The following is a 17202-nucleotide window of genomic DNA, read 5'->3' as shown; positions in this document are numbered from 1 at the left end:
ACGGCGGGATCAGCCCTCCTGGATCAGGGAGAGGACGTTGCCGGCCGGGTCCTTGAACCAGGCGATGGCGGTCTCCGGGCCCCCGCCGCCGCGTACGACGCCCTTCTCGTCGTGCTCGAAGCCCTCGTAGCGCTCGATGGACACGCCGCGCGCCACGAGGGCGTCCACGGCCCCGTCGATGTCGCCGACGGGGAAGTTGAGCACCGTGAACGAGGCGGGCTCGTGGTTGTCCTTGGGGTACATCAGGACGGTGGCACCCCCGTTGAGCTGCAGGAACAGCATCCCGCGGTCCTCGGACACGGTCAGCCCTAGGGTCTCGCCGTAGAACTTCCTCGCCGCATCGAGGCTGTCGACCGAGAACCCGCTGAAGGCCTTGCTCTCTCCCAGCATCACGGTCTCCTTCTGCTGTGCCCCCCGCGGGCCCGCCCCGCCGGCCCCGGCCGGCGCGCGGGGATCCGGGCCGCATGCGCCGGGCGTGCGGCCCGCTTCCCATCCTCCTCCCGGCGGGCCGGACCGGAAAACGCGAGGTCGGATTTCCGCCAGCCGCGCGGCTCCCGGTCCCGCAGGCTGGACGCAGTGATCGCCACTCCCGGCCGGGGGCGTCACCGTGTCCCGCGGTTTTCCGCACCCTTCATGCAAAGGACCGACCATGTCTGCTCGTACGTCCGCGTTACTGTCCGCACGTCTGGAGTCCAAGGTCTTCATCGTCACCGGCGGAACCTCCGGGATCGGTCTGGCGGTGGCCCGGCGGCTCGTCTCGGAGGGGGCGGCCGTGGTGCTGGGGGCCCGTCGCAAGGACGTCGGCGAGGCCGCGGCCGAGGAGCTGCGCGCCGGGGGCGGCCGGGCCCTCTTCGTCCCCGCCGATGTGGCCGTCGAGGCCGACGCCGCCGCGCTGGTGGAGGCGGCGGTCGCCGGATTCGGGCGGCTGGACGGGGCGTTCAACAACGCCGGCGGGATCAACGCCGGCGGTCCGCTCCCCGGCATCGAGGCCGCGGCCTGGGAGGCCGAGCTCGCGCAGAACGCCACGAGCGTCTTCCACTGCCTCAAGCACCAGCTGCCGGCGGTGTCCCGGACCCGCGGGTCCATCGTGAACAACGCCTCGAACCTGGGCGTCGTCGGCTTCGCCGGGGTGGCCCCGTACGTGGCCGCCAAGCACGCGGTGGTGGGCCTGACCCGGGCCGCCGCCCTGGAGGTGGCCGAGCAGGGGGTCCGGGTGAACGCCATCACCACCGGCGGGGTGGACACCCCGCTGTCCCGCGACACCATGATCACCACGGCGGAGGCGGCCGCGCACATCGCGGGGCTGCACCCGGTGAACCGGATCGCGCAGCCCGAGGAGATCGCCCCGCTGGTGGCGTTCCTGCTCAGCGACGAGTCCTCGTTCGTGACGGGCGCGGCGCTCGCGATCGACGGCGGCTTCACCTCGCGCTGAGGCGGGCGGCGGGGCCGCCCCGGGGGTCACCAGCCGAAGCGGCGGTCGACCTCCCGCTGGAACTCCTCGAAGGTCAGGACGGAGTCGCCGTCGGCGTTGGCGGCGTCGAACAGCGCCGAGGAGGCGTCGGCGTCGCCGAGTCCCCAGAACGGCAGGTCGCCCTGGGCGGCCAGGGTCGGGCCCTTGCTGCGCAGGGCGGAGATCACCTCGGCGCGGGTCAGGATGCCGTCGTGGTTGAGGTCGAGCGCGTCGAAGAGCTTGCGGGCCTTCTCACTCATCACATGAGTCCTTTCGGGATGCGTGGCAAGCGTACGTCCCGGGGGCGGCGCGGAGGCGGCGGGGGTGCGGGGATGCCGGGGGGCGCGGGCCGCCCCCGGGCACGGTCGCGGGCGCGGCTCAGGCGGTGACCGCCCGGGCGCGGCTCAGGATGGCCTCGGTGTCGACGCCGGTGGGCAAGGTCCCGTAGGCGCCGCCGTGTTCGCCGCCGAGGCGGGAGGCGCAGAAGGCGTCGGCGACCGCGGCGGGGGCGTGCTGCTGGAGCAGGGCCGCCTGGAGGACCAGGGCCATGGTCTCGGCGAGCTGCCGGGCCCGGTACTCCGCCTCCGCGGGGTCGGCGAGCTGCTTGTGCAGTCCCGTGACCGCCGCGTCCAGGTGCCGGTTCGCCCCGGCGGCCCGGCCCGCTTCGGCGAAGAAGGCCTCGACGGTCTCGGGCTGGCGGGCCATGGCCCGCAGGGCGTCGAGGGCGGCCACGTTCCCGGAGCCCTCCCAGATGGAGGAGAGCGGGGCCTCGCGGTAGAGGCGGGGCATGCCGGAGTCCTCGATGTAGCCGTTGCCGCCCAGGCATTCGAGCGCTTCGGCAGCATGGCCGGGGGCCCGCTTGCACACCCAGTACTTGGTCACGGCCAGGCCCAGCCGGCGCAGCAGGGCCTCGTCGCCGTCCCCGCGCGCGACCCGGTCGGTGGCCCCGGCGAGCCGCAGGGCCACGGTGGTGGCCGCCTCGGATTCGAGGACGAGGTCGGCCAGCACGTTGCGCATGAGGGGCTGGTCCACGAGCGCCTTGCCGAAGGCCCGGCGGTGGGTGGCGTGGTGGAGGGCGCGCACGGCGCCCAGGCGCATGCCGGAGGCCCCGCCGAGCACGCAGTCGAGGCGCGTCGTGTTGACCATCTCGATGATGGTGGCGACCCCGCGGCCCTCCTCCCCCACCAGCCAGCCGAAGGCGTCCTCGTACTCGATCTCCGCGGAGGCGTTGGAGCGGTTGCCGAGCTTGTCCTTGAGGCGCTGGAGGAACAGGCCGTTGCGGCTTCCGTCCGGCAGCACCCGCGGGAGCAGGAAGCACGAGAGCCCGCCGGGGGCCTGGGCCAGGGTGAGGAAGACGTCCGACATGGGGGCGGAGGTGAACCACTTGTGGCCGGTGAGCCGGTACGTGCCGTCCCCGGCGGGCACGGCGGTGGTGGTGTTGGCGCGTACGTCGGAGCCGCCCTGCTTCTCGGTCATCGACATGCCGGCGATCAGGCCCTGCTTGCCGGCGGGTGCCCGCAGCCCGAAGTCGTACGTGCGGGAGGCGAGCAGCGGCTCCAGCCAGGAGGCCAGTGCGGGCGTGGCGCGCAGGGCCGGGACGGCCGCGTAGGTCATGGACACGGGGCAGGAGTGGCCCGCTTCGACCTGGCCCCAGACGAGGAACTTCGCCGCGCGGGCGACGTGTGCGCCGGGCCGGTCCTCGGCCCAGGGTGCGGCGTGCAGGCCGTGGGAGACGGCGGTGCGCATCAGCTCGTGCCAGTACGGGTGGAACTCGACCTCGTCGATGCGGTGGCCGTACCGGTCGTGGGTGTGCAGCACGGGCGGGTGTTCGTTGGCCAGGCGGCCCCAGTCGGCGGCCTGTTCGGATCCGGCGAGGACGCCGAGGCGGTGCAGGTCGGGCAGGGCCCAGTCGGCGCCCTCGCGGACGACCGCCGCGAGCAGGGCCGGGTCGGCGGCGGTGTCGTGGCCGTGGTGCGGCGGAACCTGGTTGGTGACCTCATGCGTCTGCGGCATCGTGTCCTCCAAGGGCACGCAGGGTGAAGGTGATCAGGCCGGGGATGACCTCGCCGGGGGTCGCGTCCCCGTCGGCGAGCGGGCCGACGAGCGCTTCGGCGATCGCGCCGACGAGGGCGGCTGCGGTCAGCTCCGGTGACTGGGCGGGGAGTTCGCCGGACGCCACGCCCGCGGCGATCTGCCGGGCGTACAGGTCGCGGAAGGCCCGGCGGAAGACGAGCCGTTCGGTGTCCACCGCCGGGTCGGCGGGCTCGGCGAGCAGGGCGAAGGCGCGGCGGGGGGCCTGGAGGGCCCGGAAGGCGAAGACCTCCACGGCCGCGGCCACCCGTCCGGCGGCCGGGCCGGCTCCGGCCGGGCCGGCGCCCTCCGCGGCTGCGGCCACCGCCTCCAGCTCCCGCGCCACGAGGGTGCGGAACAGGGCGGCGGCCAGCTCGGACTTGCCGGAGAAGGACTGGTAGACGCTGCCGGTGGAGATGCCGGCTTCGGCGGCGATCGCGGCGACCGAGCAGCCGGCGTACCCCTCGCGGGAGAGCAGGCGTACGGCGGCGTCCAGCACGCGGTCCCGGCGGGCGTCGAGGCGGGCCTGTACGGAGGCGGGGCGTCGGTAGGGCACGGCAAGGATTGAAGCACTGATTCACTGCTTCACACCAGACCCGGGACGGGCTCGCGGACGGGCCCGCGGACGGGCCCGCGGGCGGGCCGGAGGCAGCGAAAAGCGCGACTGCCGCCGCCGGTGCGGCGGGCGGCAGTCGCGCGGGGAGCCTGCAGGACCGGCGGTCGGCCGGTGCGGTCAGGCGAGCGGGGCGGGGTCCAGTCGCAAGACCTGGGCCGGGCCCGCCCGGAAGCCCGGACCGGCCGCGTCGGCCGCGAGCATGTGCGGGGTGGCGTCGTGCGCCGCGAGGTCCTCCGCCGAGGCCCACCGCTCGATGAGCACGAAGCGGTCGGGGTCTCCGCAGACCTGGTGCATGTCGTACTGGAGGCACCCCTCCTCGGCCCGCACGACCGGGGCGAGCCGCTCGAAGGCGGCGGTCTGCTCCGGGCCGCGGCCCGGCTGGGTGGTGATCAGGATGACGAGCTGTACCGGCTTTGACATGCCCGGCACCGTAGCCAGCAGGCCGGCTAGCGCGCCGGGTTGACCAGATAGCGGGCAAGGAAGAGGTCCACGCCCGAGGTGACGGTGCGCGTGAGTTCGGCCTCGTCGATCGCCGCGTCCGGGCTGAAGGTGCGCACGAGCTGGGGCACGCCCACGGTGGCGGCCACGAGCTGCTCGACGGCGAGGGCCGCGTCGGGGGCGTCGAGGCGGCCGCGCTCGGTGAGCTCGGTGACCGCGGCGATCAGCGGGCCGTTGTTCATGTCGTACGTGATCCGGTACCAGAGCCGGCCGAGCTGCGGGAACCGGTCGATCTCGCCGATGACCAGGCGGCGCAGCGACATGATGTCGGGGCGCAGGAGCAGCCCGGCCCAGTCGCGGGTGAGGTGGACGAGGGCGGCCCGCAGGTCGGGGGCCCGGGCGATGGTGTGGCTGCAGGGCTCCAGGCCGGCGTACGTCTCGCGCAGGATGCCCGCGATGGCGGCGAGGAAGAGCCGTTCCTTGCTGCCGAAGTGCTTGTAGACGGTGGCTTTGGAGACCCCGGAGCGGCTGGTGATCGCGTCCATGGAGGCGGCCGCGTAGCCCTCGGCGAGGAATTCGGCCACGGCCGCGTCGATGATCGCGCGGCGCTTGAGCCGGGTGGCCTCGGAGCAGTCGGGGATGACCGGGATGCCGTACTCGTCCGTGGTGTCTGTCGCGCCGGCGTCCATGGGGGCCGTCCTCCGGTCGTGCTCTGCGGTGTGGGGGATCTCAGTATATGAACTGAACGGTTCCGTATCCGCGCGCCGGGGGCGCCGAACCATACGGTTCAGCCCACCGCAGGCCCGGGAGTCCGGAGCCGGGCGTCCCGCCGGCCCGCGCAGATCTCTGGCCCCTTCGCCAACTCGTCGGTAACTTGGCCGGGTTCACCCACCCGCCGGCTCCGGCCGCTCCCGGGCCGCCGTCTCCGAGGCAGGTCCCTTGACATCTCCCTTACGCGCACTGCGCCGCCTGGCGGCCGTGTCCGCACTGCTGGCCGCCGCCTGCGCCGGCGCGCCCGCACCGGCCCTCGCGTCCCCGGCGGCCGCCGCGGCGGCAGCGGCAGCCCCGGTCTCCGCTCCGTCCACCGGGCCCGCGCTCGCCGCCTCGTGGACGCCGCCCCTGTCCACCCGGGGCCGCTACATCGTGGACGCCCGGGGCGAGCGCTTCCGCCTGCGGTCGGGGAACTGGGACGGCGCCCAGGGCTCCTGGTCCGGCTCCGGCGACATCGCAGACCCCGCCTCCCACCACAGCGGCCAGGACTCCCACGGCATCCCGCTCGGGCTGGACCGCGCCCCGCTGGCCGCGATCGTCGCCGACCTGCACCGGCTCGGGCTCAACAGCATCCGGCTGCCGTTCTCCAACGAGATGGTCCACACCGCCCGGCCGGTCCCCGACTCCGCCGTCGCGGCCAACCCCGGGCTGCGGGGGAAGACCCCGCTGGAGGTGTACGACGCGGTGGTCTCGGCCCTGACCGCCGACGGCTTCGCCGTGATCCTCAACAACCACACCAACACCAGCCGCTGGTGCTGCGCCCTCGACGGCAACGAGCGCTGGAACACCAGCCAGTCCACCCGGGCCTGGGCCGACGACTGGGTCTTCATGGCCCGCCGCTACCGGGACAACCCCCGCGTGGCCGGCGCCGACCTCTACAACGAGGTGCGCCGCACCGTCCTCGACGACCCCAACTGGGGCCTGGGCGACGACCACGACTGGTACGCCGCCGCCCAGGAGGCCGCGGACCGCATCCTCACCGAGGCCGATCCGGAGCTCCTCGTCATCGTCGAGGGGATCAACTGGACCGGCATCCCCGTGGACGGGTTCGCCCACGGCCGGCCCACCCTCACCCCGGCCCGGACCCTGTCGCACACCCTCGCCGTCTCCGGCAAGCTCGTCTACTCGGCCCACTTCTACGGCTACACCGGCCCCCGCCACAGCGGCGCCACCGGCATGGGCGAGACCCACGACCCCCGCTACCAGGACCTGAGCCCCGCCGAGCTGGAACGGGTCCTGTACGACCAGGCCTTCTTCGTGTCCGCCGAAACCGGCGCGCACTTCACCGCCCCGGTGTGGATCAGCGAGTTCGGGATCGGCTCCGACGAGCAGAACCCCGTGCCCCGCTCCTGGTTCACCCGCTTCGCCGGGCATCTGGCCGCCGCGGACGCCGACTTCGCGTACTGGCCGGCCATCGGGTGGACCGGGCACGACAGCTGGGCCCTGCTGCGCTACGACACCTCCGGCGCCCGCAGCGGCATCCTGGACGGCGGGGACTGGCGGTCCGCCGACTGGACCTCGCTGACCACCGCCCCCGGCCGGACCGGGCCGGTGCCCCGGACCGCTTCCTGGGACCTGCTCACCACCGACCACCGCGACCACGTCCAGTCCCTGCGCACCCGGGCCCTGGGCGACTGGGACGGCGGGGCCCGCAAGGCGGTGTGCCCCGACGGCGAGCGGCTGGTGGGCCTGAGCCACTCGGGGGGCCGCGGCCTGTGCACCGACGGGCCGTCCCCGGGCGACCTGCGGGCCGCGGGCAGCACGCAGACCGTGGTGCGGGACGAGCGGTACGTCCCGGCGGGCGGGGACTGGGCCGGCGGCTACACCAAACTCCAGTGCCCGCCGCAGCAGTTCGCCATCGGCTTCAGCCGGCGCGGGGACCGCACCTCCGCGGTGCTGTGCGTACCGGCGCGAGAGGCCCTGGGCACGGCGGGCCGCACCCTCTGGTTCGACCGCGGCGACAACCGGCCCGCGGGCTCGCCCGGGGCGGACTTCGCGTACGGCCACTTCAAGGGGCAGTGCGGGTCCGACGAGTACGCGGCCGGGGTCGCCTTCACGACCCGGGTCGGCTCGGCCGGGCGGCCGGACGCGCTGCTCTGCCGCCGCCTGGCGCCCTGAGGTCCGTCCGGCCCGGCGGGCCCACCGCCGGGCCGGCTGCGGCGCCGCTGCCGTCATCCAGTGAACCCACTCTGCTTCCGAGGCAGTTGGCGCCTCCAACTCTTGACGCCCGCACCGGCGCGGAGGACAGTGTCCAGCGGCGCGCCTGAGAGCGCTCTCAGAACGGTGAACGCCCTCGTGCGCCTCCCCCCGGACCGCGCCTCGCGGCGCCTCAGAGAGGTGACTCATGCACCCGACATCCGGCACCACCCGGGCCCCGGCCCGGCGCACCCTGCTCGCCGCGCTCACCACCGCGGCCGTGGCCGTGGCCGCCGCCGCGGCCGCGGCCTTCGGCACCGGATCCGCGCAGGCCGTGGCCCCGCCGGTGCCGGCCGGTTGGACCCAGGTGTTCCTCGACGAGTTCGACGGCCCGGCCGGCTCCGGGGTGAACACGGACCGCTGGCAGTACACCACCGGCACCAGCTACCCCGGCGGCCCCGCCCGCTTCGGCACCGGGGAGATCGAGACGATGACGTCGAGCACGGCGAACGTCTCCCTCGACGGCGCGGGCAACCTCCGCATCACCCCGCGGCGGGACGCCGCCGGCAACTGGACCTCGGGCCGGATCGAGACCCGGCGCGCCGACTTCGAGCCCCCTGCGGGCGGCAGACTGCGCGCCGAGGCCCGCATACAGATGCCGAACGTCACCGGGGCGGCGGCGAAGGGCTACTGGCCGGCCTTCTGGATGCTCGGCACCCCCTACCGCGGCAACTGGTGGAACTGGCCCGGCATCGGCGAGCTCGACATCATGGAGAACGTCCAGGGCCTGAACACGGTGTGGGCGACCATGCACTGCGGCACGAGCCCGGGCGGCCCCTGCAACGAGACCTCCGGCATCGGCGGGCAGCGCACCTGCCCCGGAGCCACCTGCCAGGCCGGCTTCCACACGTACGCCGTCGAGTGGGACCGGTCCGCCGCGGTGGAGCAGATGCGCTTCTCCGTCGACGGGACCGTCTTCCACACCGTACGGGCCGACCAGGTGGACGCGGCGACCTGGGCGGCCGCCACGAACCACGGCTACTTCGTCATCCTGAACGTGGCCATGGGCGGCGGGTTCCCCGACGCCTTCGGCGGCGGGCCCGATGCCGGGACCGAACCGGGCCACCCGATGGTCGTGGACTACGTCTCCGTCCAGCGCACGGGCGGCACCACCACCCCGCCCACCACCACCCCGCCGACCACTCCGCCGGCCGGAAGGCGCGACGCGTACGCCGTGATCGAGGCCGAGTCGTACGACGAGCAGTCCGGGACCGTGCGCGAGACCACCGCGGACAGCGGGGGCGGCCAGAACCTCGCCTCGGTCGGCAACGGGGACTGGGCCCTCTACAAGGGCGTGGACTTCGGATCCGGGGCGGCGGCCCGGCAGTTCTACGGCCGGGTGGCCGGCGGCGCGGGCGGCGGGGTCAGCGGGCTCGTCGAAGTCCGGCTGGACAGCCGCACCGCCGCTCCGGTCGGCAGCTTCTCCGTGGCGAACACCGGCGGCTGGCAGAACTGGCAGACCGTGCCCGCGAACATCAGCGCCGTCACCGGCATCCACGACGTGTACCTGACCTTCACCAGCGGCCAGCCCGCCGACTTCGTGAACGTCAACTGGATCCGCTTCGGCCGCTGATCACGGCGGGAGCCCCGATCCGCCCGCCGCCCCTCGGGCACGCCGAGCCGCGCCGCCCGGGCCGCCGCACCCCCTCCCGGCGGCCCGGGCCCGGGCACTACCCTGCTCTTCGCGCGGCGCAGGGGGCGCCCGGCCTGCACAGGAGGGAGCGCCCGTGTCCGAACCGCTCACCGGGGTACGTCCGACGCTGGAAGCCGTCGCAGCCCGCGCCGGGGTCTCGCGGGCCACCGTCTCCCGGGTGGTCAACGGCGGGGAGGGGGTGCGCGCCCGGCTGGCCGAACAGGTCCATGAGGCCATCCGCGAGCTCGGCTACGTGCCCAACCCGGCGGCCCGGACCCTGGTCACGCGGCGCACCGGGGCCGTGGCCGTGGTCATCGCCGAGCCCGAGACGCGGATCTTCTCGGACCCCTTCTTCTCCCGCCAGATACGCGGGATCAGCCGGGAACTCACCGCACACGACACCCAGTTGGTACTGCTGCTGGTCGAGGGCCGGGAGGAGTACGGCCGGATCGGGCGCTACCTCGCCGGCGGGCACGTGGACGGGGCGCTCGCCTTCTCCCTGCACGCCGAGGACCCGCTGCCGGAGATGACGCGCTCCCTCGGGCTGCCCACCGTGTTCGGCGGCCGCCCGGCCTGGACGGCCGGGGCCGCGGACGGGGAGGGCGTCACCTACGTGGACGCGGACAACCGGGGCGGGGCGCAGGCGGCCGTACGGCACCTGCTGGAGCGCGGCCGGAGGTCGGTCGCGCACATCTCCGGACCGCTCGACCAGACCTCGGCGGCCGACCGGTTCGAGGGCTACCGGGACCTGCTGCCGGACGGGGATCCGGCGCTGGTCGCCGAGGGGGACTTCACGGCGGCGGGCGGGGCGCGGGCGATGGCCGAACTGCTGGACCGCCGCCCGTCCCTCGACGCGGTGTTCGCCGCGAACGACCTGATGGCCACGGGCGCGCTGCGGGTGCTGCGGGAGCGCGGCCGGTCGGTGCCCGGTGACGTGGCCGTGGTCGGTTTCGACGACGCGGAGGTGATCGCCGAGACCGCCGACCCGCCGCTGACGACCGTACGCCAGGACATCGAGGGGATGGGCCGGACCATGGCCCGGCTGCTGCTGCGGCGGCTGGGCCCGGAGGGCCGGACCGCGGGCCGGACGGCCGGGCCGGTGATCACGCCCACCGTCCTCGTACCGCGCGCCTCGGCCTGATCCGGCCCCGCGCGCCCCGGCCCGATCCGGCCCGATCCGGTCCGCCCCGCCGGGCGGCCGGCTACGCGTGCCGGGCCGCGGTCCGGATGACGTCGAGGACGGCCTCGGGCTGGGACAGCATCGGAACGTGCGAGGAGTCGAGCTCGACGGTGGTGGCGCCCATGCGCTGGGACATGAACCGCTGGAGGTCGGGGTTGACGGCGTGGTCCTGCCGGGCGAGGACGTACCAGCTGGGCTTGGACTTCCAGGCCGGGTCGTCCGTGCTGGCGCCGAGGACTTCCGCGCGCGCGGATCCCTGGGTGGCCCACACCAGCTGCTGATCGGCCTCCGAGAGGTCCCCGCAGAAGTCGGAGATGCCGTCGCGGGCGATCCACAGGCGGCCGTCCTCCGCGTCCAGGTGCGCGAAGAGGGGCGGCGGGTCGAACTTGCCGATCAGCCCCTCCGGGGTCTCGCCCGCGTCCGGCGCCAGCGCGGCGATGTAGACCAGGGCCCCGACCCGCTCGTCCGTGCCGGCCGCGCTGATCACGAAACCGCCCCAGGAGTGGCCGACGAGGACGGCCGGGGCGCTGACCCGTGCCAGGGCGCGCCGGACGGCATCGACATCGCCCTCCAGCGAGTCCAGCGTGTTCTGGGCGGAGACGACCTCGTGGCCCTCCCTCTGGAGGGCCGGGATCAGCTTGCTGTAGCAGGAGCCGTCCGCCCACAGGCCGTGGGCGAAGACGATGCTGGGCTTGCTCGGAGACATCGGCGCGTTCCTCCAGTCGGCGGTCCCCCCTCGCCTCTTCGGCACCCCGAGTCCACACCGGCGGGCGCCCGCCCACACCCCGGGCGGCCCGAACGGGTCACGCGGGGCGGGGCGGGCGGCGGGGCCTTCAGGCGCCCCGGTCGCCCCCGCCCCCGCCCCCGCCCGCGCTGCCAGGCGGGCGAGGAAGGGGACGGCCCGGGGAACCGGGCGGGGGGCGGGGTCAGTCCGCCGGGGCGGTGGTGCGGCAGTCGGGGTGGCCCCAGCGGGAGCCGACCTTGGTGATCGGCTCGCCCGCCGCGTACGTCCGGCCGCACGGGCAGGTGCCCTTGAACTTCGCTTTGATGGTGCGCGCCGGGCCGCCGGAGCCCCCGGCCGGGGAGGACTTGCGGGCGGTGGCCGTGCCGGGCTTGCGGCGGGCCGGTGCGCTGCGCTGCGGCGCCGGTACGGGGATGTCCTCGTGCCCGTGCGCGGTACCGGCGGCCTCCTGGGTGGCGGCGGCGTCGCTGGCGGCCTGGTCGGCGATGGCGTTGAGGTGGTCGCCGTCCTCCCGGTGGGCGGGCACGTACCGGAACTCGACGTCGCGTCCGGCCAGCAGCTCGTCGATGCTCTCGACGAGCTCCCGGTTGGCGACGGGCTTGCCGCCGGCCGTCTTCCAGCCGTTGCGCTTCCAGTTCGGCAGCCATTCGGTGACGGCCTTCATCGCGTACTGCGAGTCCATCCGCACCTGGAGGGCGGTGCCCGGCGCCACCGCCTCCAGCAGCCTCTGGAGGGCGGTGAGTTCGCCGATGTTGTTGGTGGCGCGGCCCAGCGGGCCCGCCTCCCAGCGCTCGGGGCGGCCCTCGGCGTCGGCGATGACCCAGGCCCATCCGGCCGGGCCGGGATTTCCCTTGGCCGCCCCGTCACAGGCGGCGATGATGCGATCGGACATCCCCCGATGATGCCCGACCGCGACACCGCCGGGCGCCGGCCGGGTGCCCGGCGGCCGCCGCCGGTGGCGCGGTGCCCTCAGTCCGCCGTCGGCACCAGGCCCTCGGCCACCAGCCCGGCGAGGACCGCCTCCCCCAGGGCGTGCACCGCGGACTGCGGGCGGACCATCACCGTGAACTCCTTGATCCGGCCATCGGCGGCGAAGTGGAGGAGGTCGATGCCGTGGACCTCCCTGCCGTTCACGGTGGCCCGGAACAGCAGGACCTCGGAGGGGGCCGCACTGCCGTCGGCGCTCGTCTGCGCCTCCCCCTCGTACCCGCCGACGTAGCGGAAGTCCTCGAAGACGCGCAGCAGGAGGCCGAAGAGGGCCAGGACCATCGGCCGGCCCTCGAAGGGGGTGAACTTCACGGGGCTGTAGAGGCGCACGTCCTCGGTGAACAGGTCGTCGAGCAGCGACAGGTCGCGCTTCTCGACGGCGGTGCGGAAGCGCTGTGCGGCGGATGCGGACACGGGTCCTCCCCTGTAGTCATGGATGTGACTAGTCAGATTTTTGAGTATGCTCGGAGGGGCCGGTGCGGACAAGGGGCCCGGGACGGTTCCGGGGCGGGTGCGGCGGCAGGAGGAGAGGGATCCGATGGCCTTGCGCCACGCCGTCCTCGCGGCGCTGCTCGACGAGGAACTCAGCGGGTACCAGCTGGCCAAGGCGTTCAGCGTGGGCGTGGCGAACTTCTGGCACGCCCTGCCCCAGCAGCTGTACGCGGAGCTGGCCCGGCTGGAGAAGGAGGGCCTGATCTCCGGCCGCGAGGTGGTCCAGGACACCCGTCCGAACAAGCGCCTGTTCCGGGTCACCGAGGCAGGTCTGGCCGAACTGGACGCCTTCGCCGCGGCAGCGGCCAAGCCCTCCTTCATGCGCGACGACCTGGTGGTCAAGGTGCAGGCGGCGGACCACGTGGATCCCGCCGTGCTGATCGCGCAGCTCACCGAGCGGGCCGGGATCGCCCGCGCCAAGGCGGACCTCTTCGAACACCTGCTGCGCACCATGCGGGGCGAGGCCGACGAGGCGGAGTTCCTGCGCCACGGCGAGCGCATCGGCCCGTATCTGACCTGCCTGCGCGGCCTCGCCTTCGAGCGGGGCAACCTGGAGTGGTGCCTGCGCACCATCGGGGTCCTGGAGGAGCGGGAGGCCGCCCGTGTCCGGCCGTGACTACCTGCGCTACGTGGCCCTCGGCGACAGCCAGACCGAGGGGCTGGGCGACGGGGACGAGGAGACCGGCCTGCGCGGCTGGGCCGACCGGTTCGCCGAGGACCTCGCCCGGCACCAGCCCGGCCTGGCGTACGCCAACCTGGCCGTACGCGGGCGCCTGGCGGGGCAGGTACGGGCCGGGCAGCTCGCGGCGGCGCTGGACCTGCGCCCGGACCTGGCCACGGTGGTGGCCGGGATGAACGACCTGCTGCGGCCGCGCTTCGACGCAGACGAGGTGGCCGGGCACCTGGAGGCGATGTTCGCCGCGCTGACCGCCCAGGGGGCCCGGGTGGCCACGGTGACCTTCCCCGACCCCGGGCGGATCACCCCGCTCGCCCGGCCGCTGGGCTCCCGGGTCGAGGCGCTCAACGCCCGGATCCGGGCGGCGGCGGGGCGGCACGGGGTCGCGGTGGCCGAGACAGGCCACCACCCGGTGGTCGCGGATCCCCGCCTGTGGAGCCCGGACCGGCTGCACGCGGGGCCGGTCGGCCACGCCCGGATCGCGGGCGCCGTGGCCGAAGCCCTCGGTCTGCCGGGCAGCAGCGACGCCTGGACCCGCCCGCTGCCGCCGCCCGCGGTGCCCTTCCCCACCGGGCTGCGCGCCGCGCCCGCCGAACTGCGGTGGGCGGCCGGGTTCCTCGGCCCGTGGCTGGGGCGGCGGCTGCTCGGCCGCTCCTCCGGTGCGGGGCGCACCGCGAAGCGCCCCGCACTGCTTCCCGTACGCCTTCCCGCCGGCTCCTGAGGGGGCCGAGACATAGGACACCCGATCGGTTGAACATTTTTTCGGTTCGGGTGCAACCTTTCGGTGGGTCGACGAGTCATGACCGTCGGGTGCGCGCGAGCGCGCCCGCTCGGCAACAAAGGGGATGGGAAGCCTCCAATGACTCACCGGATATCCCGGCGCGCCCGCATGCTGTCCGCAGGCCTGGCCGCCGGGGTGCTCGTACCGCTCGGCGCCGCCGCCGCTCCCGCCTCGGCGGCGGTCGCCCCGACGGTCTCCTGCACCTCCGCCAAGGCCGGTCTGGCCGCCAAGCTCCAGCAGGACATCACCGCCGCCATGCGCGGCCGCAAGGGCGCCATCGCGGTCGGCCTGTACGACCGCACCACGAAGACCACGTGCAGCTTCCGCTCCACCTCGGCGTACGACTCGGCGAGCGTGGTCAAGGCGACCGTGCTCGCCGCCCTGCTGTGGGACGCGAAGAAGACGAACCGCTACCTCACGCAGCGGGAGGCGGACCTCGCGACCGCCATGATCACCAAGTCCGACAACAACGCGACCACCTCGCTGTGGCGCCAGCTGGGCCTGACGAAGATCAAGGGCTTCCTCACCGCCGCCGGGATGACGCACACCGTTCCCGGGGCGAACGGCTACTGGGGGCTCACCCAGATCACCGTCCAGGACGAGCAGCGGCTCCTCTCGCTGATCACCGCGAAGAACACGGTGCTCAGCGACAACTCCCGCGCGTACATCCTGAAGCTGATGAACAAGGTCGTGGCCTCGCAGCGCTGGGGCACGCCCGCGGGCGCCCCGTCCACCGTCAAGGTGCACGTGAAGAACGGCTGGCTGCCGCGGGCCACGCACGGCTGGCGGGTGCACAGCATCGGCGCGTTCCAGGGCGGCGGGCACGACTACTACATGACCGTGCTGAGCCAGGACAACAGCTCGATGGACTACGGCGTGGCCACCATCCAGGCGATCGCGAAGGTGATCCACCGGGACCTGGTGCCGACCACGACGGCCCCGCAGCGCATCGCTCCGCCGGTCAGCCCGACCGAGGCGATCCCGCCGGTGCCGGCCGCCTCCTGAGGCCCCGGCACCCACGGGCGAGCCGCCCGCCGCAGCGCCCCTGGCCCGGGTCCTCCGCTCCGGAGGGCCCGGGCCTTGGCGCAGGTCGGGGCGCGTGCGGCATCATGAGGCCCATCCGATCGAGGGGGAGAACAGCGTGTCGCAGGGCGCTCCGCGCAACAGCACGGTGATCGGCGGGCGTTACCGCCTGGAGCAGCAGCTGGGCCGGGGCGGGATGGGTACGGTCTGGCGCGCGACGGACGAGCTGCTCGGCCGCCGCGTCGCCGTCAAGGAACTCCACGTGGACGACGGGGCGAACGCCGCGAGCGCCCTGCGCGAGGCCCGTGTCGTCGCCCAGCTCCGCCATCCGCACGTGGTCGTCGTGCACGACGTGGTCGAGCACGAGGGGCATCCGTACATCGTGATGGAGCTCGTCGACGGCGGATCCCTCGCGCACCGGCTGGCGACCGCGGGCCCGCTGGCCCCGGCCGAGGCCGCCCGGGTCGGGCTGGCCCTGCTGGGCGCACTGAGCGCCGCCCACGCGGGCGGGGTGCTGCACCGGGACGTGAAGCCGGCCAACGTGCTGCTGGAGTCGGGCACGGACCGGGTGGTGCTGACCGACTTCGGCATCGCCCGGCTCGCCGGGGCCACGACCATCAGCGAGAGCGGGGCTTTCGTCGGCTCCCCCGAATACACCGCGCCCGAACGGATGCAGGGCGGCGAGGCCGGGCCCGCGTCCGACCTGTGGTCCCTGGGCGCCCTGCTGTGCGCGGCGGTCAGCGGGGAGTCCCCGTTCCGGCGCGACTCCCTCGGGGGCATCCTGCACGCGGTCGTCTTCGACGTGATCCGCCCGCCGCAGGAGCTCGGCCCGCTGGCCGCGGTCGTACGGGGGCTGCTGGAGCGGGATCCGGAGCGGCGCATCGGCGCGGCGGAGGCCGAGCGGCTCCTCGCGGAGTGCGCGGGGGCGGGCGGGATCGGCGCGGGCCGGGCCGCCGGCCGCTCCCCGGCCGAACCCGTCCGGCCGGCGTCCGGGCCGTCTCCGAACGCGCCGACGCAGGCCCGGCCGGCGGGGCCGGGCGGGGCCGGCGCGGCAGCGGAGTCCGGTGCCGGGGATGGGCCCTCCGGGGCGGGAGGTGCCGGAGGCGTGCTCGGTGCCGGCTGGGCCGGAGCCGCGGCGGCGGGACCGGCCGGGGGCTCGCCGGGGGCCTCAGTGGCCACGAGCGCGGCCGCGGGTGCCGCCCTTGCCGGGGGCGCGGCCGGTTCGGGTGCCGTGTCCGACGGGACGACCCAGCGGGAGGGGCAACCCCCGCGGCGGCGCCTGCGCATGGGCCTGATCGCGGCGCTCGTCGCCTGCACCGCGCTGGGCGCGGGGACGGCGGTGGCCCTGCTCGACAAGGATCCGGCCGGCCCGGGCGGCACCGCGGGCGCCCAGGGCACCGCGCCCGGCGCGGCCGCCTCCCGAGGCTCCCGGAGCGCGGCCACGGGTGCTCCGGCGGACGCGGCCCCGCCCTCGGGCGCCCCGTCCGTCGTGCCCACGGCTCCGACCGGGAAGGCGGTGCCCGCCGGATACCGGTTCGTTCCCGACGTGCAGGGCTTCGGACTGGCGGTGCCGGAGGGGTACCAGCGCGCCACCGACGACAAGCGGGTCTTCTACCTCTCCCCCGACTCGGCGGTGCGGATCGGGATCAGGCTCCGGATGCCGGTGGCGGGCGGGCCGCTGGCGGTCATGGAGGCCTCGCACCGCGACGGCCCGTCCACCAACCGCGGCTACCGCGACGGCTCGGTGGTCCCCACGACCCACAACGGGATGCCCGCCGCCCTGTGGGAGTTCAGCTGGGACGGCTTCTCGTCCGTCGAGGGGCCCCGGCACACCCTCGACGTGTGCTGGGAGGAGAACAACCGGCTGTACGACCTGTGGGTCTCGGCCCCCGTCGGCAGGGCCGGGGAGGCCAAAAGGCACTTCGACGCGGCCCTGGACTCCTTCGCCGCGCTGGCCGCCGGCCGCTGAGACGGACCGCACGGCGGAAACAAGGCCACTTGGGTCGGATTGGCCCTGGATGCGGATTCCACCTGTGCCGGAGCCTGGGGGGCGTCGGCCATTGGATCTCCGGAAAGGCCCCACCGGTGCCCACCCCCTCACTCCCCTCGCTCCCCGCCGCCCCTGTCGAACCGGCCGCGCCCGCGCA

The 17202-nt window shown here is 74.9% G+C and carries 17 protein-coding genes; 8 read left to right on the top strand and 9 right to left on the bottom strand.

Going from position 1 to position 17202, the window contains the following annotated elements; all coding sequences use genetic code 11:
• Positions 1-9: 9 nt before the first annotated feature.
• Positions 10-390 (bottom strand): VOC family protein, encoded by a 381-nt coding sequence (locus tag ACZ407_RS24495; RefSeq protein ID WP_468131667.1) that lies wholly within the window; start codon positions 388-390, stop codon positions 10-12.
• A gap of 259 nt (positions 391-649) precedes the next feature.
• Here ACZ407_RS24495 and ACZ407_RS24490 point away from each other — a divergent pair, with 259 nt between their 5' ends.
• Positions 650-1432 (top strand): SDR family NAD(P)-dependent oxidoreductase, encoded by a 783-nt coding sequence (locus ACZ407_RS24490; protein ID WP_468131665.1) that lies wholly within the window; start codon positions 650-652, stop codon positions 1430-1432.
• A 26-nt stretch (positions 1433-1458) separates the two neighbouring features.
• On the opposite strand, the gene ACZ407_RS24485 is transcribed toward ACZ407_RS24490, so the two are convergent.
• The 5 genes from ACZ407_RS24485 to ACZ407_RS24465 all read right to left on the bottom strand — a co-directional run bounded on the left by ACZ407_RS24485 (position 1459) and on the right by ACZ407_RS24465 (position 5263).
• Positions 1459-1710 (bottom strand): EF-hand domain-containing protein, encoded by a 252-nt coding sequence (locus ACZ407_RS24485; RefSeq protein WP_468131663.1) that lies wholly within the window; start codon positions 1708-1710, stop codon positions 1459-1461.
• Between the two features lie 118 nt (positions 1711-1828).
• Positions 1829-3463, bottom strand: a complete 1635-nt coding sequence (locus tag ACZ407_RS24480; RefSeq protein ID WP_468131661.1) for an isovaleryl-CoA dehydrogenase — start codon at positions 3461-3463, stop codon at positions 1829-1831.
• Complete coding sequence (locus ACZ407_RS24475; protein ID WP_468131659.1) at positions 3447-4076, bottom strand: TetR/AcrR family transcriptional regulator; 630 nt, start codon at positions 4074-4076, stop codon at positions 3447-3449. The genes ACZ407_RS24480 and ACZ407_RS24475 overlap by 17 nt, the downstream gene beginning before the upstream one ends.
• A gap of 177 nt (positions 4077-4253) precedes the next feature.
• A complete protein-coding gene (locus ACZ407_RS24470) occupies positions 4254-4556 on the bottom strand; it encodes a putative quinol monooxygenase (RefSeq protein ID WP_468131657.1) in 303 nt (100 codons plus the stop codon).
• Positions 4557-4582: 26 nt separating this feature from the next.
• Complete coding sequence (locus tag ACZ407_RS24465) at positions 4583-5263, bottom strand: TetR/AcrR family transcriptional regulator (protein WP_468131655.1); 681 nt, start codon at positions 5261-5263, stop codon at positions 4583-4585.
• A 250-nt stretch (positions 5264-5513) separates the two neighbouring features.
• On the opposite strand from ACZ407_RS24465, the gene ACZ407_RS24460 reads away from it, so the two are divergent.
• From ACZ407_RS24460 to ACZ407_RS24450, 3 genes are all read left to right on the top strand, one after another.
• A complete protein-coding gene (locus tag ACZ407_RS24460) occupies positions 5514-7463 on the top strand; it encodes a glycoside hydrolase family 5 protein (RefSeq protein ID WP_468131653.1) in 1950 nt (649 codons plus the stop codon).
• A gap of 226 nt (positions 7464-7689) precedes the next feature.
• Positions 7690-9114 (top strand): glycoside hydrolase family 16 protein, encoded by a 1425-nt coding sequence (locus ACZ407_RS24455; protein WP_468131651.1) that lies wholly within the window; start codon positions 7690-7692, stop codon positions 9112-9114.
• A 154-nt stretch (positions 9115-9268) separates the two neighbouring features.
• Positions 9269-10315, top strand: a complete 1047-nt coding sequence (locus tag ACZ407_RS24450) for a LacI family DNA-binding transcriptional regulator (protein ID WP_468131649.1) — start codon at positions 9269-9271, stop codon at positions 10313-10315.
• Positions 10316-10376: 61 nt separating this feature from the next.
• Here ACZ407_RS24450 and ACZ407_RS24445 read toward each other — a convergent pair whose 3' ends face one another.
• The 3 genes from ACZ407_RS24445 to ACZ407_RS24435 form a co-directional block, all read right to left on the bottom strand.
• Positions 10377-11060 carry an alpha/beta fold hydrolase gene (locus ACZ407_RS24445; protein WP_468131647.1) on the bottom strand — a complete coding sequence of 228 codons (684 nt, stop codon included), beginning with the start codon at positions 11058-11060 and terminating at the stop codon, positions 10377-10379.
• 220 nt (positions 11061-11280) lie between these two features.
• The gene (locus ACZ407_RS24440) at positions 11281-11988 is read right to left on the bottom strand and encodes a ribonuclease H family protein (protein ID WP_468131645.1); all 708 of its coding nucleotides are present in this window, start codon (positions 11986-11988) and stop codon (positions 11281-11283) included.
• 77 nt (positions 11989-12065) lie between these two features.
• The gene (locus ACZ407_RS24435) at positions 12066-12497 is read right to left on the bottom strand and encodes a nuclear transport factor 2 family protein (protein ID WP_468131643.1); all 432 of its coding nucleotides are present in this window, start codon (positions 12495-12497) and stop codon (positions 12066-12068) included.
• A 124-nt stretch (positions 12498-12621) separates the two neighbouring features.
• On the opposite strand from ACZ407_RS24435, the gene ACZ407_RS24430 reads away from it, so the two are divergent.
• From ACZ407_RS24430 to ACZ407_RS24415, 4 genes are all read left to right on the top strand, one after another.
• Positions 12622-13191 (top strand): PadR family transcriptional regulator, encoded by a 570-nt coding sequence (locus ACZ407_RS24430; protein ID WP_468131641.1) that lies wholly within the window; start codon positions 12622-12624, stop codon positions 13189-13191.
• Positions 13178-13972 carry an SGNH/GDSL hydrolase family protein gene (locus tag ACZ407_RS24425; protein ID WP_468131639.1) on the top strand — a complete coding sequence of 265 codons (795 nt, stop codon included), beginning with the start codon at positions 13178-13180 and terminating at the stop codon, positions 13970-13972. Before ACZ407_RS24430 ends, ACZ407_RS24425 begins: the two co-directional genes overlap by 14 nt.
• A 138-nt stretch (positions 13973-14110) precedes the next feature.
• Positions 14111-15037: a serine hydrolase gene (locus ACZ407_RS24420; protein ID WP_468131637.1), complete on the top strand. Its 927-nt coding sequence runs from the start codon at positions 14111-14113 to the stop codon at positions 15035-15037.
• A gap of 136 nt (positions 15038-15173) precedes the next feature.
• Complete coding sequence (locus tag ACZ407_RS24415) at positions 15174-17024, top strand: serine/threonine-protein kinase (RefSeq protein ID WP_468131635.1); 1851 nt, start codon at positions 15174-15176, stop codon at positions 17022-17024.
• The last annotated feature ends 178 nt before the right edge of the window (positions 17025-17202 follow it).

This window comes from Streptomyces sp. NPDC030809, assembly GCF_055572195.1.
This window is presented reverse-complemented; position numbering and strand designations above follow the sequence as displayed.